24 protein-coding genes and 7 pseudogenes are annotated in these 25,619 nt (G+C 66.9%); 11 read left to right on the top strand and 20 right to left on the bottom strand.

The genetic code is table 11. The features are described from left to right. Positions 1 to 109: 109 nt before the first annotated feature. Positions 110 to 796: pseudogene (locus tag ACFT7S_RS15890) on the top strand (IS3 family transposase); the annotation flags it as partial. Between the two features lie 12 nt (positions 797 to 808). Here the strand turns inward: ACFT7S_RS15890 and ACFT7S_RS15895 are convergent. From ACFT7S_RS15895 to ACFT7S_RS15910, 4 genes and pseudogenes are all read right to left on the bottom strand, one after another. Continuing rightward, positions 809 to 1,042: a transposase gene (locus ACFT7S_RS15895; RefSeq protein ID WP_382731906.1), complete on the bottom strand. Its 234-nt coding sequence runs from the start codon at positions 1,040 to 1,042 to the stop codon at positions 809 to 811. Positions 1,043 to 1,187: 145 nt separating this feature from the next. After that, positions 1,188 to 1,418 (bottom strand): annotated as a pseudogene (locus ACFT7S_RS15900) (ISL3 family transposase); the annotation flags it as partial. 232 nt (positions 1,419 to 1,650) lie between these two features. Then, positions 1,651 to 2,901 carry a protein kinase gene (locus tag ACFT7S_RS15905; RefSeq protein ID WP_382731909.1) on the bottom strand — a complete coding sequence of 417 codons (1,251 nt, stop codon included), beginning with the start codon at positions 2,899 to 2,901 and terminating at the stop codon, positions 1,651 to 1,653. Positions 2,902 to 3,300: 399 nt separating this feature from the next. After that, positions 3,301 to 3,945, bottom strand: a pseudogene (locus tag ACFT7S_RS15910) (IS5 family transposase); the annotation flags it as partial. 188 nt (positions 3,946 to 4,133) lie between these two features. Here ACFT7S_RS15910 and ACFT7S_RS15915 point away from each other — a divergent pair. Then, positions 4,134 to 5,057: a VOC family protein gene (locus tag ACFT7S_RS15915; RefSeq protein ID WP_382732279.1), complete on the top strand. Its 924-nt coding sequence runs from the start codon at positions 4,134 to 4,136 to the stop codon at positions 5,055 to 5,057. Positions 5,058 to 5,242: 185 nt separating this feature from the next. Here the strand turns inward: ACFT7S_RS15915 and ACFT7S_RS15920 are convergent. Beyond that, a pseudogene (locus ACFT7S_RS15920) lies at positions 5,243 to 5,368 on the bottom strand (transposase); the annotation flags it as partial. 569 nt (positions 5,369 to 5,937) lie between these two features. After that, positions 5,938 to 6,297, bottom strand: a complete 360-nt coding sequence (locus tag ACFT7S_RS15925) for a prolyl oligopeptidase family serine peptidase (RefSeq protein WP_382731912.1) — start codon at positions 6,295 to 6,297, stop codon at positions 5,938 to 5,940. A 31-nt stretch (positions 6,298 to 6,328) separates the two neighbouring features. On the opposite strand from ACFT7S_RS15925, the pseudogene ACFT7S_RS15930 reads away from it, so the two are divergent. Next, positions 6,329 to 7,051 (top strand): annotated as a pseudogene (locus tag ACFT7S_RS15930) (IS5 family transposase); the annotation flags it as partial. On the opposite strand, the gene ACFT7S_RS15935 reads toward ACFT7S_RS15930, so the two are convergent. Both ACFT7S_RS15935 and ACFT7S_RS15940 read right to left on the bottom strand, forming a co-directional pair. Further along, complete coding sequence (locus tag ACFT7S_RS15935; RefSeq protein ID WP_382731915.1) at positions 7,046 to 7,402, bottom strand: hypothetical protein; 357 nt, start codon at positions 7,400 to 7,402, stop codon at positions 7,046 to 7,048. The pseudogene ACFT7S_RS15930 and the gene ACFT7S_RS15935 overlap by 6 nt on opposite strands. Before the next feature lie 147 nt (positions 7,403 to 7,549). Next, positions 7,550 to 7,795 (bottom strand): annotated as a pseudogene (locus tag ACFT7S_RS15940) (transposase); the annotation flags it as partial. 153 nt (positions 7,796 to 7,948) lie between these two features. Between ACFT7S_RS15940 and ACFT7S_RS15945 the strand changes: the two are divergent. Beyond that, positions 7,949 to 8,470: a hypothetical protein gene (locus ACFT7S_RS15945; protein WP_382731918.1), complete on the top strand. Its 522-nt coding sequence runs from the start codon at positions 7,949 to 7,951 to the stop codon at positions 8,468 to 8,470. Between the two features lie 5 nt (positions 8,471 to 8,475). Here the strand turns inward: ACFT7S_RS15945 and ACFT7S_RS15950 are convergent, their stop codons facing one another. Both ACFT7S_RS15950 and ACFT7S_RS15955 read right to left on the bottom strand, forming a co-directional pair. Beyond that, the gene (locus tag ACFT7S_RS15950; protein WP_382731921.1) at positions 8,476 to 8,904 is read right to left on the bottom strand and encodes a DUF6262 family protein; all 429 of its coding nucleotides are present in this window, start codon (positions 8,902 to 8,904) and stop codon (positions 8,476 to 8,478) included. A 5-nt stretch (positions 8,905 to 8,909) separates the two neighbouring features. Then, complete coding sequence (locus ACFT7S_RS15955; protein ID WP_382731923.1) at positions 8,910 to 9,110, bottom strand: hypothetical protein; 201 nt, start codon at positions 9,108 to 9,110, stop codon at positions 8,910 to 8,912. An 83-nt stretch (positions 9,111 to 9,193) separates the two neighbouring features. On the opposite strand from ACFT7S_RS15955, the gene ACFT7S_RS15960 reads away from it, so the two are divergent. Further along, positions 9,194 to 9,388, top strand: coding sequence for a DUF4274 domain-containing protein (locus ACFT7S_RS15960; RefSeq protein WP_382731926.1), 195 nt, complete (start codon positions 9,194 to 9,196; stop codon positions 9,386 to 9,388). A 381-nt stretch (positions 9,389 to 9,769) separates the two neighbouring features. Here the strand turns inward: ACFT7S_RS15960 and ACFT7S_RS15965 are convergent. The 3 genes and pseudogenes from ACFT7S_RS15965 to ACFT7S_RS15975 form a co-directional block, all read right to left on the bottom strand. Further along, a pseudogene (locus tag ACFT7S_RS15965) lies at positions 9,770 to 10,294 on the bottom strand (YceI family protein). Between the two features lie 97 nt (positions 10,295 to 10,391). Further along, positions 10,392 to 10,775: a hypothetical protein gene (locus ACFT7S_RS15970; RefSeq protein WP_382731929.1), complete on the bottom strand. Its 384-nt coding sequence runs from the start codon at positions 10,773 to 10,775 to the stop codon at positions 10,392 to 10,394. Between the two features lie 448 nt (positions 10,776 to 11,223). Further along, entirely contained in the window at positions 11,224 to 11,751 is a 528-nt protein-coding gene (locus ACFT7S_RS15975) for a MarR family winged helix-turn-helix transcriptional regulator (RefSeq protein ID WP_382731932.1), read from the bottom strand. Between the two features lie 111 nt (positions 11,752 to 11,862). Here ACFT7S_RS15975 and ACFT7S_RS15980 point away from each other — a divergent pair, with 111 nt between their 5' ends. Beyond that, the gene (locus tag ACFT7S_RS15980; RefSeq protein ID WP_382731935.1) at positions 11,863 to 12,438 is read left to right on the top strand and encodes an NADPH-dependent FMN reductase; all 576 of its coding nucleotides are present in this window, start codon (positions 11,863 to 11,865) and stop codon (positions 12,436 to 12,438) included. Between the two features lie 272 nt (positions 12,439 to 12,710). On the opposite strand, the gene ACFT7S_RS15985 is transcribed toward ACFT7S_RS15980, so the two are convergent. After that, complete coding sequence (locus ACFT7S_RS15985) at positions 12,711 to 13,076, bottom strand: hypothetical protein (protein WP_382731936.1); 366 nt, start codon at positions 13,074 to 13,076, stop codon at positions 12,711 to 12,713. 283 nt (positions 13,077 to 13,359) lie between these two features. Between ACFT7S_RS15985 and ACFT7S_RS15990 the strand changes: the two genes are divergently transcribed. Then, on the top strand, positions 13,360 to 13,728 hold the full coding sequence (locus tag ACFT7S_RS15990; protein ID WP_382731939.1) for a VOC family protein: 369 nt from the start codon (positions 13,360 to 13,362) through the stop codon (positions 13,726 to 13,728). 289 nt (positions 13,729 to 14,017) lie between these two features. Here the strand turns inward: ACFT7S_RS15990 and ACFT7S_RS15995 are convergent, their stop codons facing one another. The 3 genes from ACFT7S_RS15995 to ACFT7S_RS16005 all read right to left on the bottom strand — a co-directional run bounded on the left by ACFT7S_RS15995 (position 14,018) and on the right by ACFT7S_RS16005 (position 17,135). Next, positions 14,018 to 14,350, bottom strand: a complete 333-nt coding sequence (locus ACFT7S_RS15995) for an RNaseH domain-containing protein (protein ID WP_382732281.1) — start codon at positions 14,348 to 14,350, stop codon at positions 14,018 to 14,020. Positions 14,351 to 14,789: 439 nt separating this feature from the next. After that, positions 14,790 to 15,767, bottom strand: a complete 978-nt coding sequence (locus ACFT7S_RS16000) for a RimK family alpha-L-glutamate ligase (RefSeq protein ID WP_382731942.1) — start codon at positions 15,765 to 15,767, stop codon at positions 14,790 to 14,792. A gap of 93 nt (positions 15,768 to 15,860) precedes the next feature. Continuing rightward, positions 15,861 to 17,135 carry an MFS transporter gene (locus ACFT7S_RS16005; RefSeq protein WP_382731944.1) on the bottom strand — a complete coding sequence of 425 codons (1,275 nt, stop codon included), beginning with the start codon at positions 17,133 to 17,135 and terminating at the stop codon, positions 15,861 to 15,863. A gap of 788 nt (positions 17,136 to 17,923) precedes the next feature. Here ACFT7S_RS16005 and ACFT7S_RS16010 point away from each other — a divergent pair. Continuing rightward, positions 17,924 to 19,132, top strand: coding sequence for a GNAT family N-acetyltransferase (locus ACFT7S_RS16010; protein ID WP_382731947.1), 1,209 nt, complete (start codon positions 17,924 to 17,926; stop codon positions 19,130 to 19,132). Positions 19,133 to 19,446: 314 nt separating this feature from the next. Here the strand turns inward: ACFT7S_RS16010 and ACFT7S_RS16015 are convergent, their stop codons facing one another. The 3 genes from ACFT7S_RS16015 to ACFT7S_RS16025 form a co-directional block, all read right to left on the bottom strand. Continuing rightward, a complete protein-coding gene (locus tag ACFT7S_RS16015; protein ID WP_382732283.1) occupies positions 19,447 to 19,785 on the bottom strand; it encodes a group II intron maturase-specific domain-containing protein in 339 nt (112 codons plus the stop codon). A 55-nt stretch (positions 19,786 to 19,840) separates the two neighbouring features. Continuing rightward, positions 19,841 to 20,914 (bottom strand): mechanosensitive ion channel family protein, encoded by a 1,074-nt coding sequence (locus tag ACFT7S_RS16020; RefSeq protein WP_382731948.1) that lies wholly within the window; start codon positions 20,912 to 20,914, stop codon positions 19,841 to 19,843. A 640-nt stretch (positions 20,915 to 21,554) separates the two neighbouring features. Continuing rightward, on the bottom strand, positions 21,555 to 22,526 hold the full coding sequence (locus ACFT7S_RS16025; RefSeq protein ID WP_382731951.1) for a tyrosine-type recombinase/integrase: 972 nt from the start codon (positions 22,524 to 22,526) through the stop codon (positions 21,555 to 21,557). On the opposite strand from ACFT7S_RS16025, the gene ACFT7S_RS16030 reads away from it, so the two are divergent. From ACFT7S_RS16030 to ACFT7S_RS16040, 3 genes are all read left to right on the top strand, one after another. Continuing rightward, the gene (locus tag ACFT7S_RS16030) at positions 22,487 to 24,283 is read left to right on the top strand and encodes a hypothetical protein (protein WP_382731954.1); all 1,797 of its coding nucleotides are present in this window, start codon (positions 22,487 to 22,489) and stop codon (positions 24,281 to 24,283) included. The genes ACFT7S_RS16025 and ACFT7S_RS16030 overlap by 40 nt on opposite strands. Before the next feature lie 175 nt (positions 24,284 to 24,458). Further along, positions 24,459 to 24,956, top strand: a complete 498-nt coding sequence (locus tag ACFT7S_RS16035; RefSeq protein WP_382731957.1) for a DNA/RNA non-specific endonuclease — start codon at positions 24,459 to 24,461, stop codon at positions 24,954 to 24,956. Beyond that, positions 24,953 to 25,477: an SMI1/KNR4 family protein gene (locus tag ACFT7S_RS16040; protein WP_382731959.1), complete on the top strand. Its 525-nt coding sequence runs from the start codon at positions 24,953 to 24,955 to the stop codon at positions 25,475 to 25,477. Before ACFT7S_RS16035 ends, ACFT7S_RS16040 begins: the two co-directional genes overlap by 4 nt. Positions 25,478 to 25,619: the final 142 nt, after the last annotated feature.

Consider the following 25,619-nt stretch of genomic DNA (forward strand, 5'->3'; position numbering starts at 1 on the left):
AGCGGTGAGGCTGTAGTTCTCCTGGTCGGGGCTGGGCTAGAGGCGTTGATGTTCGCGGGCCGCGTGGAAGATCCAGTAGTCCTCGAAGTCGCCGTCCGGCGGCACCTACGGATCTCCGAAGATCTTCATCCTGCTCCTGCGCACGGGCTGGCGGGTCTCGGTGAACACCGTCGCGAAGCTGATGGCCGAACTCGGCCTGGTGGCACGAGTGGTGAGGCACCGGCGGGGGCTGACCCGGCCGGGGAAGCGGCCGGCCGCCCCGGACTTCGTGAAGCGGGACTTCACCGCCGAGGCACCCGATCTCGTCTGGTGCGGCGCCATGACGGAGATCGTCACCGGGGAGGGCAAGCTCTACCTCGCCACAGTCATCGACCTGTTCTCCCGGCGCCTGCTCGGCTACGCGATGGGCGAGCGTCACGACGCGGACCTGGTCGTGGCCGCGCTACACATGGCCGCGGCGACCCGAGGCGGCGACGTTCGTGGCGTGATCTTCCATTCGGATCGCGGGTCGGAGTACGGCTCGCGGAAGTTCACCCGTGCCTGCCGCAGGCTGGGGATCACGCGGTCTCTGGGGCGGGTGGGGTCATGCTTCGACAACGCCGTCAGTGAGGCGTTCAACAGCGTCCTCAAGGTCGAGTACGTCTACCGCCATAGCTTCCGGACCCGTGCCGAGGCCCGGATCAGGATCGCCACCTGGATCACCGACTTCTACAACGCCTGGCGACTACACAGCGTGTGCAACTTCAAGAGTCCGATCGACTACGCGCGTTCGGCCTCTTTGACCGCGCGGGCGTAGGCGGTGGCACGGTCACGACACACGATCTCGACGCCGGGCTCGCAGCCAGTCGGCGAACGTCGTGGACGTTCTGTCGGGCAGCACGTCCACGACGCCTCCCGCCTCGACATCGACCAGGACCGTTCCGTAGGTACAGCCCTTGCGGAACGCGAACTCGTCGACCCCGAGCACTCGTGGCGCACGCCCCGGCACCCGCGGTGCCTCCAGGAGTTCGAGCAACTTGCTGCGTACGACCGGCAGACGCAACTGACGGCAAAGACGTTCGCCGGCCCTGCCTCCCAACTCGACGGCGACCGCCCGCAACCATTCCTTCGCGCCGATAGCGGTCGCTCAACCCGCTGACCTGCTCAACGAACGTCTTCCTCCGGCAAGAGGAACGGTCGCAGAAGAAGCGCCGCACCCGCAGTCTGACCTGCAACTTCGTCCCAGTCAGCGTACGTTCGGCCAGACCACGCTCATACGAGGAGTGCACCCTCCGGGCTCTCGCCCGGCACTCAGGACACCTGGGTGCCGGGCCGCATGCTGCGGCCGACACCACCAACGCCTCTGCAGTGAACGCGACCCGCTCCAAACGCACATCGATCTTCGGGAACAGAACCTCTTCCAGCGAGCAGACCCTCATGCTCGACAGATTCCCTGCCGAATCGTTCCTGCAGTCCCTCGCTGACCTGGGGATTCACGGAACTCCGGTCAGAGGGTGGTTCGTGAGCTTTCGCGAGGTTCTGTCGGTGGCGGGGTCCGCGAGGAGCCGAGAGATTCCGTCGGCTGCTCCTGTGAAGCCGTCCCTTTTCCCGCTGCGCACACACAGCGCGAAACGTGGTGCAGGGGATGAAACACCGGGAGGGAACGACCTCTTACATGCTCCCTGCCTCATCGATGACTAGGACCCCGGCCAGCCACATGACGAGGTAGCAGGTCATCAATATCCAGGAGATCACTTTCCACAGTCCTGCCTTCTGTCCGCTTCGCCGGCCCCAGGCAGGCATGGCGGCCAGCACCGCGGCCGCTGCGAAGCTGTTGAAGGCCCACTTCTCGCCCGATGTCAGCGGGATGGTGAAGCCGCGGTCGCTTGTCATGCTGATGAACATCGTCGCTCCCCACATCAGGAGCAGGGAGATGGTCAGCCGAACGCTTTGTGTGACGTGCGTTCGCCACTGTGGGCGCACGGGCGCCGGACCGGGCGTGAACCCTGGGCGCATCGCCGTCACGGGTGTGGGTGGGTGGGTCGGTCCACGTGTGGGGGGCGATGGGGCCGCTACGGCCATCCGGAGGGCGACACGCATCGATTCCGCGTCGGGGTAGCGTTGCTCGGGCCGCTTGGCGAGCGCGCGGGCCAGCACCGGTTCCAGGCGTGGATGTCCGAAGAGTCCGAATGATGCCAGTGTCGGAGGCGGTTCATGCAAGTGTCGATAGGCGATCGCGAACGCGTCTGGCCCGTCGAATGGTGTCCGGCCCGTCATCAGCTCGAAGAGCAGCACACCGACTGCATACAGATCGGACCGTCCGTCGAGATGAGCCGAGCCCTGCACCTGCTCGGGTGACATGTACTGAGGGGTGCCGATCGTCATCCGCGTGCCGGTGAGCGCACTCCCGGCACCGGCGGCCGCGCGGGCGATACCGAAATCTGCCACTTTCGTGATGCCGCCCACGGCCAGCAGGATGTTAGCCGGTTTGATGTCGCGGTGGACGAGCCCCTGGGCATGGCTGGCCCCCAATGCGGACAGGATCTGGTCCGTGATGCGCGCCGCGGCTGACGCGGAGAGTCCACCTGTACGAAGCCGGTCCGCCAGCGAAGGCCCCGTCACCAGCTCCATCACGAAGTACGGCACCGGCGGCCCGTCCGACCGCGGCTCTTCTCCAGTGTCGTGCACGGTCACCACGTGCGGGTGCCGGAGCGCGGCCATGGCCTGCGCCTCGCGCCGGAATCGCTCCGGATGGCTCGCGTCGTGGGCGAGTCCGGGCAGCATTGTCTTGATCGCCACTGCCCGTGCCAGGCTGAGGTCGTAGGCCCGGTAGACCTGGGCCATTCCGCCGCTTCCCAGTAACCCGTCGATGCGGTACCGGCCTCCGGCCAAGATCTCACCTTGCGCGAACACATCCCCCATGTGACCGATCATAGGAGCAACTCGAACGCCTGAGGCCGGTTCATGAGTTGATGTCAATTGCCAGGTGAGGCTGAGGCAGGGCTGCCGATCGCAGTGCCCGGTCGGTTACTGCTTCCTGGTGAAGCTGCCGGCGTCGTCCTCGGTGAGGATGTTGAGCTTGACCAGGCGTTTCAGCTTGGCGCGGGAGCCTTCGATTTTCTTCGGCAGCAGTTCGTGGTCGAGGGCTTCGCAGACGCCGCGGGCTCGGAGCGAGCCGGTGGTCTCGTTGAAGACGGCGAGGATGCGGGGGTAGTCCGGGTGTTCGGGCAGGTCCGGCGAGGCGGCCCGGGCGGGGATCCGGTCAGCGCGGGCGGTGACGGTCTTCCGGGTGATGGCGAGGTGCTCGATGTGGGCCTCGGCCTTGTCCTGAGGGTTGCGCTCGACGATCTCGACGTCGATGCCGAGGCGGGTGCCGTGGGCGACGACCTGGTTCTTGAAGCCCTGGTCGACCAGCGCCTTGCGGACGGTGCCGCCGGCGTGTTTGGCAACCTGGTCCAGCAGGGCGATGCCCGCGGCATTGTCGTGCGTGTTGGCGGCGAGGACGGTGACGGCGATGACCAGGCCGAGCACGTCCACAGCCAGTCCCCGCTTGCGGCCCGGCACCCGTTTCCCGGCGTCCCGCCCGGTCGTGGAGGTGGGGACCCCGGCAGCTGTGTGGACACTCTGCGTGTCCAGCACCACCAGGGTCGGGTCCTCTAATCGGCGGGCCCTCTCACGGACCTGGCAGCGCAGGAGTTCATGGATGACCTGGTCGGTCCCGTCGTCCCGCCAAGCGGCGAAGTAGTAGTACGTCGCGCTCTTCGGCGGCAGGTCGTTGGGGAGGTAGGCCCACTGGCAGCCAGACCGGCTCTGGTAGAGGATTGCGTTCACGATCTCCCGCATGGCGTAGGCGCCCTGGTGGCCGCTGACCGAGCGGTGCCGGTCTTTCCACGCTGTGATCACCGGCTCGATCAACGACCACTGCCCGTCCGTCAAGTCGCTCGGGTACGGCTTGCGTTCACTCACCCTGCCACCCCAACAGGCCGCCGCCCGTGGAACAGTGGATTCCGCCCGCACCCACACCATCAGGCGACGACAGAACCACTCAAAGACTCACGAACCGCCCTCTCGGAGCCCTGAAAACGATCAGTTTCGCTCTTCGCTCCCCAGCCGTCCGGTCCGACTGCTTGCTGTGTGGGGCCTACGGTGAGGTCATGCCTCACGACATCACACGCTTGCATCACGTCGGCCATGTTGTCAGTGACATGGCACAAGCCCTAGCGCTTTACCGGCGGTTGGGATTTCACGTTTCGCCGCCCAGTGTGCCGGCGCTGGCACCCCGTGAGGGCGCCTCGCCGGATCCGTTCGGGGCAGCGAACACCCACGCCGACCTCTCCCGGAGCTTCATCGAGTTGGTGACCCCGGTGAAGGCTGGGAGCACGGCTGGCCTCCCACCCGACACCCGGATCGTTCCGCTCCAGGCGCCGCCGGAGAAGCTCCCCATGCTCCTGTCGCGGATCGAGGCGACCAGCGCCCAACTTGGCGGATGGTGCGATCGCTTCGAAGGGCTGCACATCCTGATGTTCTCCTCGCCGGATGTCGACGGCGCAGCGGACCGGCTCATCGCTGCCGGTGTCGACCATGACGGGGTGAACACCATCGGTCGGCCGGTCGAGACCCCCAACGGCATACGCACAGAACTCGTTCGCTACCTGGAGATCGAGGGAGCGCCGGAAGGCCGGGTCGGCGTTGTCGCCGACTTGGACCTGGAATTCCAGCACACCCGTCACCTCGACCACCCCAACGGCGCCCAGGACCTCGTCGAGGCGGTGTTGTGCGTAGCTGAGGGACAACTTCCCCTGGTTCGAGAGCGGTTCGAGCGGTATCTAGGCCGGCCGATCTCCGCCGAGGCGCCGATCACGCTCATGACCAAGGCCGACCTCCCGGATCTGCTGCCGGGTGAGGATCCGTCCGCGCTCCCGGCACTGGTCGCTTGCACCGTCACCGTCCCCGACATCGCTCGGGTGCGTGCGCTGCTTGAGGAGAACGGACTCCCAGTACGCGAGACGGGCCGAGGGGAGCCGTACGTTCCGGCCTCAGCGGCCCTCGGCGCAGCTCTGATCTTTCGGGAGACCTGAGAAGGGGTATGGAAGTGCAGCTCGATGTCAGGAGATGCCAGAGGGACACGGCTCCGTCTCACCTCGTGTTGCGGCTGGGGAACCGGGTGAGCATGTTCGGGGAGCCCCGAGCACAGGGTGGGGAGATCAACTGAGCATCTTTGCCCCCGCCGCAGAGCGACCGGTGGCCGTTTTCAACGCCATCAGGACAGGTGGGCCTGGACCTCGCCGGTCGTCAGACCCTTCGCGGACAGCGAGATGACCATCTCGTCGATGCCGGACAGACGCTTGCGGACGATCTTCGGCTCGAACGATCCCTCCCGGTCGCGGGGTGCCGTTCACCACCTCCAGCGGCCTGGCCCGCGTCCGCGTCGGGAATCATCTCGCGTCTTCCGCGTGGTGCTCGGTCACGATGGTCGGGTCATGACGACCGGAAGGAGGCTGGGGTGCCTCAACGGCGACGAGCGGGACGCCGGCTGGGGTGCGGACGACGAGTGTGAGTGGGTCCGGTGGACATGGCAGGCTCCGTGCCCCCGCCGAGGACTCCGCCTCACTCGAATGAGGGACCTTGTGGGGAGGGGCGCCGGGTAGTCGCCCTTGGTGGCGGCTGTGTGGCGGCTGTGTGGCGGAACACGGTGAATAACGCGTCTGCGACCGGGCGCCGGACGCTGCGCAGATGCCCGGTGGCGATTGGCCCTAGCGGGGTGAGCCCGCAGGACTGCGATGCCGCTCAGACCATGCTCGGCGACTCGGTCTCCCGGCTGCCGCAGCCGCGGCTCCTTTGGCGGACCCCCGCGCTCGTAGCCTGCGGGCATGACTGACGCCCAGCCGGTCCGTCTGATGCCTTCGAGCTGCCTCGGTTTGGTGTGACGCTCAACGCGAGGTGGGCATCGAGCCTCCGTCAGGCTGAGGCGCGTTCGCGAATCCAAGACGCGGCCAAGGCTGTCCAGGTCTCGACGTCCCCCGCGCCTTCTGCCAGGCCGAGACTGTGCGGCCCGTGCGCGAACACGTGAACGGCATGCGGGACGTTGTGGACCGCAAGCGCGGCAGCGAATCGGTAGGTGTGCTCGGGAGGGACGTAGACATCTTCCGCGGTGTGCCACACGAAGAACGGCGGTGACTCAGACGTCACCAGCGCATCCAAAGATGTCGAGCGTCGCAGCGCCGGGCCGGCGTCCTCCCCCAGCAGGACCAGCCTGGCGGGGCGGTAGGTCTCGGTCTCCATCGACGTGATCGCATATCCGAGGACCACGAACTGCACGAGTTGCGCCTCGGCACCAGGTGCCAGGGCGCCACCTGAGCACGACCTGCGCCGGATCATGGACGCGATCCTCTACGTCGACCGCACCGGCATCCCCTGGCGCTACCTCCCCCACGACTTCGCACCGTGGGAAACCGTCTACGGATACTTCGCCGCCTGGCAGAAGGACGGCGTCTTCGACCAGCTCAACGGCCTCCTGCGATGCCTGGTCCGGGAAGCCGAAGGCCGCGACGCCGAGCCGAGCGCCTGCATCCTCGACGCCCAGAGCATCAAGACCTCAGCCAACGTGCCCGCTGCCGGGCAGGGCATCGACGCGGGCAAGAAGATCGCAGGCCACAAACGTCACATCGGCGTCGACACACTCGGCCTCCTCCTGGCCGTGCTGGTCACCGCCGCCAACGTCTCCGACAACGTCGGCGGCATCCATGTGCTCTCGAGCATCGCTGCCGAACACCCCCGCATCACCAAGGCATGGGCCGACACCGGCTACCGCACCAAGGTCATCGACCACGGCGCCCGCCTGGGCATCGATGTCGAAGTCACCCGCCGCGACCCCGCCCAGAAGGGCTTCAAGGTGATTCCGCGGCGCTGGGTCGTCGAGCGGACCTTCGGCTGGCTTATGCACCACCGTCGCCTCGCCCGCGACTACGAGACCCACCCGCACCGCTCCGAAGCCATGATCCGCCTCGCGATGATCGACCTGATGAGCCGCAGGCTCACCAGAGAGTCGACTCCGAACTGGAAGGACTCATAGCCCCCGGGCCACACTGACCCGCGCGTCCTCCCCTCTCATCGCCCGCGGCCAGCGGTCATCGATGACACCCGCCGCTTCCCGACAGTCACCACAGGCATCCTTCCGTTCCGGCAGCCACCAATGGTCGGACGGCAACATGCCAGCTTCCTGGATGCCGCACAGCGTCTTGTCGAAGATGCCGAAGGCATGGGAGATACCAGCGGGAAGGCCATCCGCGACGGCCTTCCCCCAGCGCATCCCCATGGGCAGATACGGCGGTCGCGAGATTTCGAACCACTCGCCACCCACATGGGTGGCGGCATGGCACCAGGAACAGGACCAGATTCCCTCTTCCCATGCCGTCGGTGGCACCGGCCACCGCCACATCGACCGTCCACACACATCACACTCCACAGGCGGATCCTTACACGCCGGCACGGGCCGCCCCAAGCAGCTGACACCGCGCCAGTTACCAAACACCCTCGCCAGGACAAAACGCTCTTTGAACTTGTTCTTTTTCTACCAGGACCTGCCAGGTCTGCCGATGGCCTTGAGGGTCTCGGGGCGTTTGACGGTCTTGCCGACGTCGTAGCGGGGTGCCCGGCGTTTGTTCTTGGAGCCAGGTGGCCGTCCGGGGCCGGTGCCTGTGGGTTTGGGAACACGGGGCGGGCAGGCGAGGTGAGCGCGGATGTTCCTGAACCCCCGGCGGACCCGGGCCGGGGTGAGTCGGTCGGAGGCGGTGGGTTTCTCCCAGGGCCGGCGGAGGTAGCGAGTCGTCCACAGCGTATCCGGGGCAAACAGTGAGCGTGTGCTGTTTGTGCAGGTAGAACACTTGCGGACGCATCTGCAAGTGACTGTCCCTGATCCCGACTTTGAAGGTGACAAACGCTCAGGGAGCCTCGCTGGCACACTCTTCGCATGGATGCTGGAACAGCAGCGGTTCTAGGAGCTGGAGTGGGAGTGATGGGGACAACCCTGGCTGCAACTATTGCTGGGATAGCGGGGCAGCGGCAGGTTCGAGCTGAACATCGTCACTGGCGCCGGCAGCTCCGCCGTGATGCCTATGCCGCCTTCACGGGCAAGGCCGACGAGGTTCATGAGGCCCTGCGGGGTATCGAGGCTGAGCTGGCCAGGCCAGGTCATGATCTTGATGGACTGCGTCACCTTCTCGAAGAGACCCGCAGATTGCTTCGAGCGGACCTGGCGGATACCCAGACCGCTGTCGAGCTTGAAGGTCCGGAGGAATTGGCCCGGATGGCTGGCGAGTTGCGACAGTCGCTGTCGGCTTGTGTGGCAGCGATTCAGGCGAGAATCCTTGGACGGGAGAGCGGCGATGCGATTGACGCGAACCAATCGCATCGCATCAGGAGTTACCTCGGCCATGCGTCGAATAAACGGCAGCAGTTTGTGAGCCACGCCCGCAGAGCCATCGATGTGTGAGGGCGTCAGGAGCAGGGGCTCTCAGGGCGGGTGGTGCTTCTGGGGCCGAGACTGCGTCGCAGTTCGAGGTTCTCGCTCTGGGCGGCTTCGAGGGCCTGCCGCAGCACTTGGACCTCGTCGCGGTGGCGCCGCTTGAGCTCGGTGAGCTGGGCGGTGAGGGTGCGCACGACGCTGCTGCGCGAGTCGTCGGGCGGCTGTGTGGCCGGCCGCGGCGGATGGCTTCGCTGCTGGGACCTCAGCTGCTCGACGCGGCGGCGGATTTCGGTGCAGCGGTAGAGGAAGTCGAGCGAGACGTCGGCGGTCTGGGCGAGGCCACGGAAGGTGATGGGCTGTCCGCGGCGGATCATCTCCCGCAGGCCCTTCTCGGCGCGGGCCTGGGCGGCGGCGCTCTTGCGGGCGGCGGCCTGGCGGAGGTTGTCGGGGTTGCCGCGCATGCCGGTCAGCCCCCGTCCTGGGTCCGGGTGATCGCGTCAGTGCGGGCCTCAACGCCGGCTCCGCGGACGGCCTGGGGCGGCTCGTCGGCGAGCCGGGTTGCTTCGAGCTTGAGGATGTCCTCGCAGGCTCCGGTGGGCGTCGCCGCGGACTCTTCCGGTAGGCGACTGCACGCGACACCGAGTTCGTCGGCGTCACCTTGTCTCACGGATGGTCATCGGTCACCGTTTGGCGATCCGGTTCCGGTGTCCCGCCTGTACCGGGTCACCGAGCATCGGCTAGCTTCGGTAGATGGCTTTCGGGCTCTCCATCTATGAGCAGGCTCGCGTCTTCGACGCGCTCCAGGACACGCTGGGTTTCGACGAGCTCAGTCCCGCGGAACGGCACCAGTTCGTGCTGAACTTCAACTTCAGCGACGAGCAGGAACCGCTGACCTGGATAGCCCGGCAGGCGGACACCGACGCCGGGACTGCCCTGGCCCTCTAACAGGGCAGCATCGGGATGCTCCTGGTGGAAGGTGCTGGTCATGCCACAGAGGCCGTAGTCCTCGGGCCCTGCCTTCATGCGCCGACGCCCGCACGGTCACCTGATCGGGACCCCTGTCCGACCCACCAACTCCGCTGAGCGGTAAGCGGAGGTTTCTCAGCGCCTGCCCGGGCTTCGCCGGTCAGCGCGAGCGGTCACTGTCCTTGGCGATGCCGCACTGGCTGGACTGCGGCGCCTGATCCAGACGGTCATTCCATCGCGAGTTGAGCAAGCCACACCCAGTGCTGCCGTTCGCTGCTCGGTCGTTTCCGCTCGCAGCCCGAGCTGGTCGTGCTCAGGCGGCCGTTTCGCTGGGCTCGAGGACGGCCTCGATGTCGACCACTACATCGACCGTGGGCTGACGACCACTCCGCCGCGGTCGACCATGTCGTTCCAACTCACCCCGAAGTCATGTCGATTGATACGCGTCGTGGCGGCGAAGCCGGCGCGTCGCCTGGGCCCGAGGTCCCGCCCGTCCTCCCACCAAGGGGTATCCCACTGTCCCAAGTAAGTGACGTCGAAGGTTACGGGGCGCGTCACGCCACGTACCGTGAGATCTCCGGTGACTTCGAACTCGGTTCCGCCCACCTGATGAATGCGCGACCCGACGAACGTCCACGTCGGGTGGTGCTCGACGTCGAAGAATTCGGCACTGCGGAGGTGGGCGTCGCGCTGGGGCTATCCGGTGTACACCTGGGTCGCGTCGACCGTCGCCTCGACGCGGGCCTTCTCCGGCTTGTCGGGATCGACCTCCAGCAAGCCGTGCACGTTCTTGAGCTGCCCGCGCACGTAGCTGACCATCATGTGCCTGGCGCGGAACTCCGCCGCGGTATGACTGGGCTCGAAGAGCCATTTGGTCGTAGTCATGTGCGCCCCTGACCGTATTGCCCCTTCAACCAAGATAGGTCCGATGGCGGGTCACGGAGCGCGTACGCAGTGGTGGGGCCGACGTGCTCGTGGTGCGTCACCGGTGTTCGTTCACGCCCTCGGCGATGGGGGAGATGCCGATGCCCAGCATCCAGACGTCCTTGGCCAGCACGGTTCCCTGCTCAGTGGGGCGCAGGCTGCCTTCCCGCCGCATCCCCGGCGTACGCAGGTAGAGCCCCAGGGTGCCAACGGAGAATGCGGTCAGCGCAACCCCGGCGACAGCGGCAGGGATGACCGGCAGGAGCAGCGTGGTGGCAATGGCGACTTCCCCGGCGGAGAGCAGCCGGACGAACTTCTGGGCGTCGTGCTTGCCTAGGAACGGATAGGTAGTGGCGGCGAACTGCTGCAGCCTCTCGGCGGTGGCCTCGTCCGCGCCGCGTATGCGGTTGATGAGTTCATGCCGCTGCTGAACGCGTTGCACGATCGTCGGTACTCAGCCTCTGGCAGCACGGCCACGGGATCTTCCATCATCAGGCGATGTTATCGAGTGCCAGATCGGAGATCGTTGATGGATCGTTCACGAAAGCGCGGACAGAGCCTTGAGTTTCCCCACGTGGTGCTCTGAGGTTGGCCAAACCTGCTCAAATGATCTCCCCACCCATCGAGTGGCCTTGGTGGGCGTGTCGTTTTGGCTCGTGGTCTGCGAGCCTGCCTGCAAAGCGGCCTACCGCTGGGCCTGCGGCCACCACGTCGACGCGGTCAAGATCGGCTTCGCCAACATTGACGGCTCCAGGGCGGACGTCTCCCAACGGCGCTCGGTGTGCGGGACGAGCTTCGTCCCAGGTCACGGGCCACCGCAGGGATGTCCAATATGACCGGCCGGGCTGTCGGGTCGTCGCCCGGCGCGCGCCGGTGGGTATGCGGTCGAGCTAGGACTCGGGTTCGGCGACGTCGCACGGGTCGGATGTGACGTCGCAGGGGGCAGCGGCCAAGTCCATGTCCCGGACGTCGCAGGCGATCCGGCTGAGCAGGGTCCGGAACGCTTGGCGCTCATTCTCATCGAGCGCCTCCAGGAGCCGGTCTTCGGCTTCCCGCACCTGCCGCTGCAGGTCCCGGAGGGTGTCGACGCCCCGGGCGGTGGCGACGATCTTGCGCTGGCGCCGATCGGCAGGGGTGAGCCGGCGCTCGACGAAGCCGGCCGTGACGAGGTCGTCGATCAGGTAGGTCATCACCGTGCGGTCGATCCCCAGGTACGTGGCCAGGGAGAGCTGATTCGGCTGGCCACCTCGGACGACGACGGCGAGCGTCTGGAAGCCGCGGGCACCCTGCGGGACGTCATCGAGGGCCGACGCGACGACGGTCCGGTACGCGCGCACCAGGACGAGGAGGGAGAGACCGAAGTCCCCCGCGAAGTCGACACCGTCGGCGACCGGCGTGGTCGGTGTCTCGGTGCTCATAACAGGAATGATACCCGCCCACTCGTTGTTAAACAGATCATCTGCGCAGCATGCGATCTATCAGGCAACGCACTTCCGCGACGAAGCGCCGCAGATGAGAAGGCAAACGTCATGCTCAAGATCGGCATCATCCTCGGCAGCACCCGCCCCAACCGCAACGGCGAACAGGTGGCGAAGTGGGTGCTCGACATCGCCTCACGCCGCGACGACGCCACGTTCGAGCTCATCGACCTCCGCGACCACCCCCTGCCACACCTCGACGAGCCGCTGCCGCCGTCGCTCGGCCAGTACCAGCACGAGCACACCAAGCAATGGGCGGCCAAGATCGCGTCGTTCGACGGGTTCGTCATCGTGACACCCGAGTACAACCACGGCGTCCCCGGCACGCTGAAGAACGCCATCGACTTCCTCTACGCCGAGTGGAACAACAAGGCAGTCGGCTTCGTGTCCTACGGCGGAGTCGGCGGCGTCCGGGCCGTCGAACAGCTGCGGCTCGTCGCCGGCGAGCTCCAGATGCCCGACGTACGCCAGCAGGTCGCACTGTCGATGATCACCGAATTCGAGAACTACAGCGTCTTCAAGCCCGGCGACTACCACCTGCCGGCCCTGGACACGATGCTCGACCAGGTCATCGCCTGGAGCGCCGCGCTCGCACCACTGCGCATGGCTTCGGCCGTCGCCGCCTGAGCCGCCCGCCTGGCTCTGTTACCTATTTGCGGCGTCCAAGGAGTGCTCCCACGCTTCCTCATCCGCCCCGATCGGCGTCGGGATCATCGGCCTCAGCGCCTCCGGCGGCTGGGCCACCCAGGCTCATCCGCCCGCCGACCTACGGTCGGCGGGCTCTGGCACACGCTCCTCGATCCCCAGCGTCCCCACACCTTTGACCAGCTCAACCAAGTGGGGCGAGAAGCAGCCCTGGGGAAATTCGCGGCTCTGACCGGAGTTCCGTGAAGCCACTGTCAGGAAGGCGGCGGAGAGGGCCACGGCTGGCCGTCAGGTGCTGCAGCGGGGCGGCCAGCCAGTACGTAGTCGCGGTACTCGTCACCGGCCATGGACTGATTTACCCAGCGTTCGCGCACGGATCCGGTGCTGGTTTCGGCAGCGTCCAAGGCGGCAAGCGGATCGGTCGTGGTTGCCAGAAGGAGGCCGAAGTCTTCTTCCTCGCTGTCAAACAGCGGTGGCAGCGCATCCAGGTCACCGGTAAGGGGTTCGCAGGCCAGAGCGGAGTGCAGGTAGACCTCACAAGCGCCGTGCCTCGGCCGTATCTCGACCCAGCAGATTCCGGACCGAACGACGGCGTAGCAGGAACTCTCTCTGGACTGCATCGACGCAGGTCGGAGAAAGGATCTTGGGTTGCAGGGCTTCATCTGACTTCGACAAGCAGGGACAACCTTTTCGGGTATTGGTGCTGACCCCTTGCTGAGTTGACTGAAGCTCCGCCATCTTGAAGTGGCTGGTCAGCGGGGTGGCGTGACCCGTTTCGGGGTGCTCGTGCTGGTCGTGGGTGGCAGTCTGTGTTGTCGATCGTCCGGCGGGGTGGTTTCGCCGATGAGTTCACCGTCCGCGAACGGTCTAACCAGCGACACGACCGTTCTCGACAGGAGTGCCATGTCCACCATCCAGCCCGTGATTCTGACTGCCGACCAGGACGTTCTGTTCGGCTTTTATACGAAATTGTTCGGCGCTGAGGAGATCTTCCGGGTACCGGAGGAAGGCGCCGCCTTCTACCTCGGCCTGCGCATCGGCGACACCGACCTCGGGCTGGTGACCAAGGCGGACCCGGGGACCGGGGCGGCGTCGCGGATCCTGCTCAGCATCGATGTCGACGACGTCGACGAGACGCTCGCCCGGGTGGAGGCGCTCGGCGGCTCGGTCAGCGGAGGCCCCAACGACATGCCGTGGGGACAGCGCGTCGCCCACATTAAGGACCCCGACGGCAACCCGGTGAACCTCACTCAGCCGATCCCGGCCCGGTGACGCGGTTCCGGGGGCATGTGCTGACACTGCAGGCCCGCATGCCGGGGTCTGTTCGCGGAGCATGGCGATGAGGTCGTCGCGAGTCACACTGCGACCCGGTGACAGGAAGACCGGTGATCGGCTGTGTGTGACAACTACAGCGCCTCTCCGGTGACAGTCCGGCTGCTTTGACCTGGTTCCTGCGCAGCCTATGCGGTGCCGTCGGTGACCCTGACGCAGGTGCTGACACCGCGGCCTACTTCTCGAATCTGAGGCGTATGGCCGCGGTGATGGCCTTGTTGGGAGGGCGCTACACGAGGTACTCGGTCATGAGGTCGGCGCAGTGGATGAGCCAGGGCCAGAGGGTGCCGTTGGCCGCATGCAGGACGGAGCGCCGTAGGACCTGGACGTACATGGCGAGTTCGGCAGGGTCGTCGCCGTCCTGCAGGAACGCTGTGACGATCTCCAGGGGGCGGGGGTTGAGTCCGTAGAAGACGGTGTCGCTGTGCTGGACGAGTCCGCTGAAGCGTCCGTTGCCGGGGGCGCGTTGTTGGGTCTCTTCGTTGAAGGGGACGCCGAAGAGGTGGGCGACGGCGTTACGGTCGGCGGCCTCGCGGAGCCGGATGATGCGCAGGCCGGGCAGGTCTTTGGGCTTACGCGGGCTGGGGACGGTTTCGGGTCGAGCTGGCGGACCGCTTCGGCACCCCCGCGTACGGCCTGAACGAGGCGAGGCACGCCACCGCTGCCGCGCCTATCTGCGCGCCTTCTAACAAATTGCAGAACTCGTCAAGTCTAGGTGAAGTGCCTCGCCGGACACAGACCTCCCCAGTTCTGCACGGCGACGACGGCATTGACGTGCAGGTCTCCACTGACGCAGTCATGCGCATCTTCCACCTGACGTACCAGCCCGATGGCTTCCCCGCCTCGGTTAAAAGCCGGAGAAGCGCCATCAAACAGTCCTTCACCAGGGCGATGAAGCACCAACCTGTCGAGTGGACGCTCGCCTCCCCTGCACACTGACAGCAGGTCGCGCTGAGGTCGTCCGGGGCGACCCGCCATGGGTACGCCCCGGACGGGGCTCGTCAGGAGCACGCGGCGATCCGGTCCCGTACATAGGTGACGAGCGCCGCCGCCACCCGGGAGCGGTCCGGCTCCGGCAGGTCCTCGTAGGCCGCTGAGACCGTCATCCACTCGTTGAAGACCGGTCCCTCACGGGTGAGGAGCCAGTCCACGCACAGGTAGTCCGCGTCCACCCCCGCGGCCAGCCGTTCGCTGAGCGTGCGCACCTCGTCGTCCCCGTCGAAGGACACGCCGGAGCCGCCCTCACTCACGTTGGCGAGGTAGGAGCCCTCCTTCGGGCGACGCAGCATCACGGCGACCGCCTGCCCCCGGTGCACGTACACCCGCACGTCGCCGTCGTTCTCCTGGAACGGCTGCACCACCGCGCCCAGCGCCGCCGGGGTGAGGAGGTCGACCGCGGCGGTCAGTTGCTCTGGGCCCTCGGCCTTCAGCACCCCGAAGCCCATGGCCATGGCCCGGGGCTTGACCACGTAGGGACCGTTGCCCAGCTCCCTTCTGACCACCGGCAGTACCCGGCGGGCGTACCGCCCGAAGGGGACCGCGACCGTCGGCGGGACCGGAATCCCGAGCGCCGCCGCCTCGTGACACATCGCGAGTTTGTCCGACCCCAGCGACTCGGCGTCACGGATGCCGTCGTTGAGGAGCACCCGGCCGGCCGCTTTGATGGTCCGCGTGATCGCCTGGATGTGACGGCCGATGCCGGCGTCCCACGTCCAGTCCGACAGCAGGAAGGCGTGACCGCCGTCGAGCAGGTCCTCCTCGTCCAGGTACAGGCGCGGCGTCCCGCCGGACCATGCCGGCACGAGATCCCCGGAGTGCACCACCCGCACGGGCAGACCGTTGCGCTCGAAGAGGTTCACGCGGTCGGAGCCCTCCTTCTGCAGCAGGAGGTGGCGTCGGGGGTCGTAGTTGTCAGGGTTGGTGATCCACACGATCGCAGGGGCGCCGGTCGCGCCGGTCGGGGGGAGTGCGTCGGTCACGGTAGGGCTTCCGTTCGTCGGGCGTACGGGGGCGGGGCCGAGCGACGCGGCTCGGCCCCGGTGATGCGGCGGGGCAGGCACGGCCGGCCCCGGTCAGGTGACCGCCAGGGGTTCGCCGGAGGGCGGGCCGGTCGGCAGGGTCCGCATCCGGCGCAGCGGGGAGAGGACTAGCCAAAGGAAGGCGAGCGAGGTGCCGACCGCCCCCGTGAGCACTGCGCCCCGGGCACCGAACAGTTCGGCCAGCACACCACCGCAGAGGCTGCCGATGGGGCGTGCCCCCCAGGCGAAGAACCGCACGGTGGCGTTGACCCGGCCCAGGAGGTCTGGCGGCACGGTCCGCTGGCGGAAACTGACCTGGGCCACGTTGTAGACGACGAGCGCCGCGCCCAGCCCGAACAGCGAGACGCTGACCAGCGCAAGCCGCCACCCTGGCTGGACGAGCGCGGCGAGCAGGGTGAGCGGGGCGCCGCACGCGACGCTGTACTTCACCGCCGTCGCGTCCCCCAGCCTCTCGATGAGGCGGCGCACCACGAGCGTGGCGAGGACGCCTCCGAGGCTCCCCGCCGTCAGCAGCAGACCTACCGTGGTCGCGGGCACCGCGAGATCGCGGGCGAGCAGGACCAGGAGCATCGCGTAGGACATGCTCCAGAACAGGGTCATCGTCGTGGAGCACAGCACGATGGGCCGCAGCAGCGCGTCCCGCGTCACCACTCGCACGCCCTCGGCGACACCCCGGAGCAGCCTGGGGCGGTCCTTGCGGGGCGGAAGCGGTTCCGGCCGTCGGATCAGGGCGACGCACAGGGCGGACCACACGTAGCCCACTGCCGTCGCGACGATCGCAAGGGGCGCGGTCACAAGCTGGATGAGCAGACCGCCGGCACTGGGGCCGACCACGCCCGCCACCTCCTCGACGCCGATCAGCCGGGCGTTGGCGGCGACGAGGCGGTCACCGCCGACCACATGCGGCAGGTAGCTCTGCTCGGCGACGTCGAAGAAGACCGTGAGGATGCCGGTGACGAGGGAGACCGCGCACAGGTGGAGCACGTCGAGGGTGCCCAGGCTCCACGCCACCGGAATGCTGCCCAGGGCCACGGCGCGGCCGAGGTCAGAAGCGATCATCACCGTCCGCTTGCGCATACGGTCCACCCACACCCCCGCGGGCAGCCCGATGACGAGGAACGCCGCCGTCTGGCAGGCCGCGACGGCGCTGACCTCAAAGGCGGAAGCGTGCAGGGTAGTGGTCGCAAGGAGTGGCATCGCCAATCCCAGCAGACGGAAACCGAGCTGGCTCAGCGCCTGGGCGGCCAGCAGCAGGCGCAGGGCGCCCACCTCGCCTCCGCCGGCGGTGGAACGGGGTGGTCCGACCATCACCAGTGCCTTTCAGGGGGCGCGGCCCCGTGACGGCACGGGACCGTGGTGCGGCGCACACCCACGACGGGGCCCTGTGGGCGGCGGTCTCCGAGGTGCGGGACGACGCCACCCGGGTCCTGCCGGGAGCGCGACGATGCTAGAGGCGGCACGGGAGCGCCGCAAGCGGGCGAGAGGGGACGGAGAGCGGGTGAAGAGACACGAAAAGTCTGGAGGTGTACGGGAGTTGGGGAAACATCAGGAATCTCCCGGCAAAGCGGCAGGTCACCTCTCCCATCGGTTTGCTGCTGATATCCGCCGACGCGCGACGACAGCGGCGTGACGTCCCTTTCCTGGCATACGGGCGCTTGCGTCGCCGCACGGCACTGCCCTACGTTGTCCTCGCCACCGCGCCGCAGGTGACGACACGACCACCTTCGCTGCGGTTTGTCCCGCCCCGCGCCCCTGATCCCGGCCCTCCCGCCGTGTGCCGGTGCGGTACCCCTTCCTCTGCGCCCCGCGGGGCGCTACGCCCGCTCCGCCCACGTTCTGCGCTCTGCCCCATGACGGCTCCGCCCGCCCAGGTACGCCTCGTACGGCGACCCCATCCCGTCGGGGCGTGCGGTACCTGCGCGGACCTGCGGCACGCCGTCATGGGAAGGGCCTCACGGCACGGCGCCATCGACCAGCAGAAACGGCTCAACCGGCAGAGACCGGCCGACGGGACACGCCGACGGCTCCGGGGGCCGACCGGCCGACGGCCCGTACGCGACGTCACCGGCCGCCATGGCGCTGATGAGGAGACCACCATGCACACACCGGACGTGGACATCCGGACCGCCGAACGCGACGACCGAAGACCCCCGTCACCTAGCCTGACGCACGAACAGCCCACCCCGGGCGGCGTATCCGCCCTTCCCCCCGCGCTCGGCGTCGTCCGGCGGGCCGCGCACCTTCCCCGCACGTCCTGGGACCGTCTCGCCGGTCCCGACAACGCCTATCTGGCGACCCGTTGGCTCGACGTGGCGGAGGACACCTCCGGCGCGGCCATGCGTTATCTCACCCTCACCGACGGCGAGGGCCTGGCCGGTGCACTGGCCACCGCGGTCGCCGACGCGGATGCCCCGTGGCTCGCAGGCCGGCCCGACACCGTACTGCGGCTGTGCGCGGAAGAGGGGCGGCAGGGAGCACAGGAACTGGCCGCGGACCTTCCCGGCGACCTCACCGACGCCCTACTGCCCGGCCTCGTCTGCGGAGGGCGGCACCTCGGCCGCACCACCCTCTTGAGCCGCGACGGCCACGACGGCCACGACGGCCACGACGCCACCGGCGTACGCCTGCTGGGCGCCGCCGAGCGTATGGCGGACGAGGAGGGACTGCGCAGCGTCGCCTTCCTTCACGTCGACGAGCACGACACCGCGCTGCGGACCCTGCTGACCCGCCGCGGCTACCGCTCCTTCCACTCCGAGGGCTACCACTGGCTGCTGGTGCCGCAGGGCGGCTTCGCGGAGTACCTCGCCGGGTTCTCCGCGCACCGCCGCCGCCGGATCGGCGCCGAACGCCGGGCGGTGCGCGATGCCGGCGTCCAGATCGCCATAGCCCCGCTCGAACCCGCCGACATCCCCCGCTTCGCGGAGCTGGAGGCCACACTCCTCGGCAAGTACGGAATGAGTGCCTGGACCCCCGCACGCTCCGCGGCCATCCTGGAGCGCGCGCTCGGCGCCTGCGGTCCGGACGCGCTGGCGGCCACCGCCCGCCTCGACGGCGAGATCATCGGCTTCGCGCTGATCGTGGTCCACCACGACCGCTGGTTCGCGCACCGCGCCGGGTTCGACTATGCCGCCCAGCGCAGGCTGCCGCTCTACTTCGAGCTGCTCTTCTACCACCTGGTCGAGGCCGCAGCCCGGGCCGGCGCCACCGTCATCCACTACGGCACGGGCAGCGGCGCCGCCAAAACCTCACGGGGCTGCCTCGGCTCAGGGCAATACGCCTACCTCCGTACGGCGGCCTTCGGCTGAAGGGTGGGGCCACATCGCGTGCCCGTATCCCACACCTCGACCACGTCTTCGTCCCGCTGCATGGAAGACGACATCAGCGATCCACGCACCTGACTGCCTGGGCACGGCAAAGGCAAGAACGCACCAGGTAAAGGCCGACCGCAGTCATCCGGATGAACGTCGCCCCGGACGAGGTACCCCCGTACGTTCCCGTCCCCGCAAGAGCGACCCCGACACCGAGAAAGCGTGGTCGGGTGGCCCGAGGGAGTCTCACCCCCGGGCTCCCACAGAACGGAGCGTGACAGTCTCCCGTCACTCCGCTCTTGTCACGCTGATCACCAGAAACACGGTGTCCATGCCCAGCGGGCGAAGAGCCTGGGATGCCGGCTGGTGATGCGCTGCCAGCACCTGTGGGCTGCCTTGAACGACCGAAATCGCTTGTACTTCTTGCGGATCCAGCGCATCAGGTAGGCGCTGATACGCCGCAGGAGGGGCAGCAGTTCGGAGCGGTAGAACGCTCCGTAGTACTGCATCCAGCCGCGCACGATCGGGTTGATCCTGCGGGCCAGTTCGGCGAAGGTGAGGCCGATCCGCAGGTGAAGCCGCCAGGAACGGACCTCCCCGCTGATCTTCTTCCCCTCGGCCTCACGTGATGAACCCGGACAGATCCCGATTACGTAATGACCCTGGCAGAGGGCGGCCTTGGTAGGACCGCCCCGCCACGACGTTCTACAGGATCGAAAGGGATCCGTCGCGTTGCGGGGGAATCGCCACGCCGTTCTGCTGGAGGGCGACGGTACGCGCCGGGGAGGGAATGCGGATGCCCTCCACGCGGTAGCGCTTGTGCAGCCGCTTGATGAACTCGTGCTTGATCCGGTATTGGTCGCTGAACTCACCCACGCCCAGGATTACCGTGAAGCTGATCCGTGAGTCCCCGAACGTGTGGAAGCGGACGGCGGGTTCGTGCTCGGGCATCGCGCCTTCGACCTCCGTCATGACCTCGGTCACGATCTCGGCGGTGACGCGCTCCACGTGCTCCAGGTCGCTGTCATAGCCGACGCCGACCTGCACGGTGAGGGTCATCTCTTGTTCCGGGCGGCTGAAGTTGGTCATGTTGGTGCTGGAGAGCTGGTCGTTCGGGATGATGACGAGGTTGTTGGAGAGGTTGCGTACGACGGTGTTGCGCCAGTTGATGTCGACGACGTAACCCTCCTCCCCGCTGGTGAGACGGATGTAGTCGCCGGGCTGGATCGTCTTCGAGGCGAGGATGTGGATGCCCGCGAAGAGATTGGCGAGCGTGTCCTGGAGAGCCAGGGCGACCGCGAGACCGCCGACACCGAGGGCGGTGAGCAGCGGAGCTATGGAGATGCCCAGGGTCTGCAGAACGACCAGGCAGCCTATGGCCAGGACGACGACGCGGGTGATGTTGACGAAGATCGTGGCCGATCCGGCGACACCGGAACGGGACTGCGTGACCGCCCGCACCAGGCCGGTGATCACGCGTGCCGCGGTGATGGTCGCGGCGAGGATGAGCAGGACCGTCAGGATCTCGTTGACGGCGTTGTTGACCCGGCCGGTCAGCGGCAGCGCCGCCGCGGAGGCCGCCACTCCGCCCGCGAGCGCCGCGATCGGCACCAGCGCGCGCAGCGCGTCGACGAGGACGTCGTCCCCGCTCCACCGGGTACGGGTCGCGTGCTTGCTCAGCCAGCGCAGGAGGATGCGCAGCAGGACGCCCGCCGCGAGCCCGACAGCCACCCAGACGCCCGCGACGATCCAGTCGTGAAGCGTGAGGTCCCGGTTCACCGGCTGCCTGCCGTCGTGCCGGGAAGGGGGCGTACGCCCGATATGTGATGTGTCGTCACCTTGCTGCCACCTGCTGCTCGAGTCCGGGATGTGCGGGGCCCGCCGTAACGACGAGTCGTTGACCGGCGGGGCTCGCTCATCTTGCTACATGCGCAGGGGTGCTTCGCGGCAGGGCCGCTCGCGTCGGGCCATCTCCCCACGGGCACCGCCACGCACTTGCACCGGCTGCCAGTTAACTACTGGCGTACGTACTGGGAAGACGGCGTCGGACTCGCATGAGGCCCCCCTTCCGCGGTCGGGACGAACGGCGTGGAAGGGATGGGCGATGATGTTCGGGCAGGCGCGGTCTTGCTCGTTCTCATGGGTCTCGACAACCACGTGATCACCAGCACCGTGCCTGCTCTGCTCTCCGGAATCTCTCGCCACACAACGGACATGACGCCACGTCACTCATGAAACCGGCGAACCGGACCATTCCCAATCGCGCAATGCCCCTGCAGGGTCAACGCCCGCCCACGGCCAGAGAGACATCAGAGAACTCGCCACCGGGACGGCCACCCGGAATCTCCACCTGCCCACATCCGGAAAGACCGCCAAAATCCACGATGCAGGATTCATGTGGTGGATGGAGGCTGACAGGTCAGGCCGCGGTCGCGACCTCGGGTGTCTTTGCCGTCGTGGTGTGGAAGTCGAGGCCGTTGTTGAGGAGTTTGGCGGCTTTGGAGACGGAGCCGGGGAGGAGGTGTCGGTAGGTGCGGAAGGTGATGTTGATGTCGGAGTGTCCCATCCAGTGTGCGACGTCTGTGATGGGGATGTTTTGCCCGAGGGCGTTGGAGGCGAAGTAGTGGCGGAAGCTGTACATGGTCATCCCGTCGGGGACGAGGTTCGGGTTCTGCTTTTGGAGCTGGGTCCACCATCTTCTGAGGGTGGTGGGTGAGAGGAAGGCGTTTCCGGTGCTGGGAGGCATGGTTTTGAGGAGGTAGCCGCCTGCGAAGGTTCCGTGCGTGGCGGCGTACTGTTCGATGCCTTCGCGGACGAAGGAGGGCAGGGGTACCTCACGGAATTCGCCGGTTTTCCTGTGCTTGAGGGGTTCCAGGGTGACGGTCCGGTCGTGTACCTGCTGGTGGACCCGGTACACGTCCTTGGCGACCATGTTGTTCACGTTGACGGCGAGGGCCTCGCCGTTGCGCAGGCCCATGCCGGCCATGAGGTCGACGATGAGGCGGAAGGTGTCGTCGTCGCGGGCCACGCGCAGGAGGCCGACCTGTTCCTTGGTGGGGATCACGGTCGGGCTCGGGCGGTACTCCGGCGGGCTGACATCGAGCAGCGGGTCGAGACCTATGATGCCGCGCCGGTGCGCGTCCTTGAGGATTCCCTTCACCCGCAGGAAAACCTGTGCCTGGGTCGCGGCGCCGACGTCGGTGCGTTTCATGGCGGTGATGAAGCGTTCCACCACGAAGCTGTCGAAGGTGTGCATCTTCCGCGAGCCGATCTCCGGATAGGCGTGGCTGCGCATCCGGGACTCGGTCGCGGCTTTCGTGCTGCCGGTGAGACCGCGCTTGCGGGCGAACCATGCCTTCGCGTAAGCCGACCCGCAGCTGCGCCCGTACATGCAGGTCATCTACGTCGGCGGGCAAATTCACGCAGCAGGGCTACGACAAGGACGGCCTGACGGTCGCACGCGGCAAGCAGGCCGAGGTCAAGGCCCCCTACGACGGCAGCAAGACGCGGTCGATGAAGTACGAGTACGACCAGGTCGGCAACGTCACCAAGGTCATCACCCCGCGGGGCACGGCGGCCGGCTCGACGGAGGCATTCACCTCCCGCACCGAGTACGACGCGCTGAACCGCCCCGTCAAGCAGTACCAGCCCTACGACCCGGCGGACGCCCGCTACAACAAGAACAACGTCTACACCCGCACCGACTACGACGAGCTGGGCCGGGTCAGGACGACGTCGCTGCCGCCCTCGGACGGTGAGACGGTCCGCAACGACACCACCTACGCGTACTACGACAACGGCTGGGTGAAGAAGTCCACCGACCCGTGGTCGATCGTCACCGACTACGACTACACCGACACCGGGAAGCAGAAGGCGCGCACGATCTCGGCCGCGGACGGTTCCTCGAACCGGACCATGACGTGGTCGTACTACCAGGACGGCTCACTGAAGTCGAGAGCGGACGACGGCGTCCCGGTCGGCCAGAGCGTGGTCCTGACCGACAACTCAGACACCCAGAACACCGCCTCCACCGGCACCTGGACCAAGGGAGACCTCACCGGCCAGCAGGGCTACAACCACGCCACGCACGCTGCCGGTTCGGGCACCGACGCGTTCACGTGGACGCTGAACATCCCCGCCGACGGCTCCTACACGGCGTACGTGAAGTACCCGAAGGTGACCGGTGCCACCACGGGCGCGAAGTACACGCCCGCCCACGGCACGACCACCGAGACGTCCCTCACCAAGGACCAGACAGCGAACACCGGCACCTGGGTCAGCCTGGGCACCTACACCCTCAAGCAGGGCGAGGACAGCAAGCTCAAGCTCGACCAGTCCAGCACCGGCATCGCGGTCGCCGACGGCGTCAAGCTGGTCCGCAACAACTCCGGTGACACGGACAACGAGAAGAAGGACTTCGCCTACGCCTACGACCTCAACGGCAACCTGACCTCCATCGACGACACGTCGTCCGGAGCGAAGATCGACGCCTACACGGTCACCTACAGCGGCCTCAATCAGGTCCAGAAGGTGGTCGAGGCACTCGCCGGTCAGGAGAAGAAGGCCACGTCGTACACCTATGGCGCCGACGGCCAGCCGGAGACGGTCACCCACCCCGACCAGTACTCGAAGTACACCTACGACCTGCGTGAGCTGGTCAAGACGGTCTCGGTCGGCAAGAACGCGGACGACGCTGCCCCGAAGGTCACGTCGTACACGTACACCGACCGCGGAATGAAGCTCCAGGAAACCAAGGGCAATAAGAACACCGTCGACTACACCTACTACCCCGACGCGTCGCTGAAGACGTCGACGGAGAAGAAGCCCGACGGCACGACGCTCGTCGCCTCGCACACCTATGCCTATGACCCCAACGGGAACAAGGCGCAGGACATGGCGAAGAAGATGAACACCGACGATCACGCGGCGTACCTGTCTTCCACCACGGACTACAGCTACGATCCGGCCGGCCGTCTCGCCAAGAGCGTCAAATCCGGCACCGGCGCGGGCACGGAGTCGTACGTCCACGACGACAACGCCAACGTCATCAGCCAGACCGTCGAGAACGTCACCACCAACTACGGCTACGACCGCAACCGGCTCCTGTCGGCCACGGTGGCCGGCGGCCCCACGGCGAACTACACCTGAGGCCGTAGAGACGGCCACCAAGGCGGCCGGCACCCAGGCCGGTCGGAGCATATGGGATACGGCGAAGACTGCAGGCAAGAGGAATCTGGCGGGCGCGGCAATCAGCACAGCGATAGATATCTGGAACGGAGACGACCCGCTCCACGCCCTCGCATGTTCGGCTGGGTGCAAAAAGATGAACACCCGCAACTTTACGGATCGCTTCAGGTGCGATTCCCAGCCGAGAGAAGATCGGTACGTGTATTTCCCGCTCATGAATGGGAACGCTACAGGGGCGACAGCCCTTATGTGCCCCAGCGACCTCAAGCCTCCGCATTCGCGCAGCACAGAAGATGTGTACACCCCGCCGGGCTTCCCCGTCAACGAGCAAGACTCAAGAGGCAATCCCCTCTTTAACCGGTCTCACATCATTGGAGACCGGTTCAACGGGGCAAACATTCCGGAAAACATCTTCACGGGATACCGACGCTTCAATGTGAGCGGAATGAAAACGTGTGAGAACAGAATGGCGGACGCCCTCGCCACGGAACCTGTCACATACGGTGCAGCCCTGGAGTATGGCGATCCGAACGTGGACCGGCCGACTGCGATCACCATGACGGCATCGACACCAACCCGTAAACTGTTCAGCGTGCGGATAGAAAACAAGAACGTAAATGGAGGTGGCTGTTGAGTACCGAATCCCTAGAGATTGCGCTGCCGGGGCTGGTGGCGCAGCGTCTCGTGGTTCCACGGCGCATCAACTGGCAGGAGATCTTCGACGGGTTGAGGACTGGGCTGCCAGACGACTACATCGCTTTGGCGGATTCGTACCCTCGGCTGAAGATCGGGAAATTCCTCTTTGTGACGTCTCCAGCCCCAGGAGACGAAGCGGGATTCGTCGAGGAGGCGAAAGATGATATCGCTGGTGCCGAGGGTATGACGCAGAAGGGAATGTTGGGTGGCTATCCTGCGTTCCCGGAATCGGGAGGGTTGCTGCTGTGGGGCAGCTCGATAGACGGGGACGAGTTCTACTGGCGTACAGAAGGGCGGCCCAACGAATGGACAGTCGTTGTGGCTGGGCGGAATGACGACTGGTTCCACTACGAGGGCAGCCTCTCGAGCTATCTCGCCTGGCTGTGCTCTGGAACGGCCACACCGCATGGGCTCCCTCCGAACTTTCCGGGGCCTGAACCCGTAGTTTCCGTCGGCTAACCTCGATCTTGCATGACGGCTCGTCAGCTTGTCTGGCGGGCCGTTTCTGCTTGTCCCGGCTGGGTGGTTCTGTCTGCGGACATGATGAGGGCCCGGCTGTCGCGTCGGGTGGGCGCCGGGTTCCACGGCTCCGGATGTGGTG

Origin of the sequence: Streptomyces sp. NPDC057136, from assembly GCF_042670885.1 — a bacterium.
In the GTDB taxonomy this organism is placed as follows: Bacteria; Actinomycetota; Actinomycetes; order Streptomycetales; family Streptomycetaceae; genus Streptomyces.